Source organism: Clostridium sp. HBUAS56010, assembly GCF_007115105.1.
Classification (GTDB): domain Bacteria; phylum Bacillota; class Clostridia; order Lachnospirales; family Lachnospiraceae; genus Lacrimispora.
This window is the reverse complement of the sequence record NZ_SULJ01000056.1, coordinates 1-275: the sequence shown is the minus strand read 5'-3', so window position 1 is coordinate 275 and position 275 is coordinate 1. Positions and strand designations below refer to the sequence as shown.

Here is a 275-nt window from a genome sequence, read left to right as displayed (position 1 = left end):
TTCTTCTGAGCTGTCTCAAGTCCTGTGATCTGGGCTCTCATCTTCTCGGAAATAGCAAGTCCTGCTGCATCATCACCTGCACGGTTGATTCTGTAACCGGAAGATAACTTCTCCAGGCTCTTGGATACGGTATTGTTATTGCTTGATAAGTTCTTGTAAGAGTTTAATGCTGCGATATTATGCTGAATTCTCATTTGTAGTACCTCCTTGAATTATGTCGGGGACTTCCCTGTCCCCCAGATTATATATTCCTAATCTGTCATTCGGGCCCTGAA

The 275-nt window shown here is 43.6% G+C and carries 1 pseudogene; it reads right to left on the bottom strand.

Annotated features, from left to right (window positions below):
- Positions 1-194, bottom strand: a pseudogene (locus FAY33_RS19165) (flagellin); the annotation flags it as partial.
- Between the last annotated feature and the right edge of the window lie 81 nt (positions 195-275).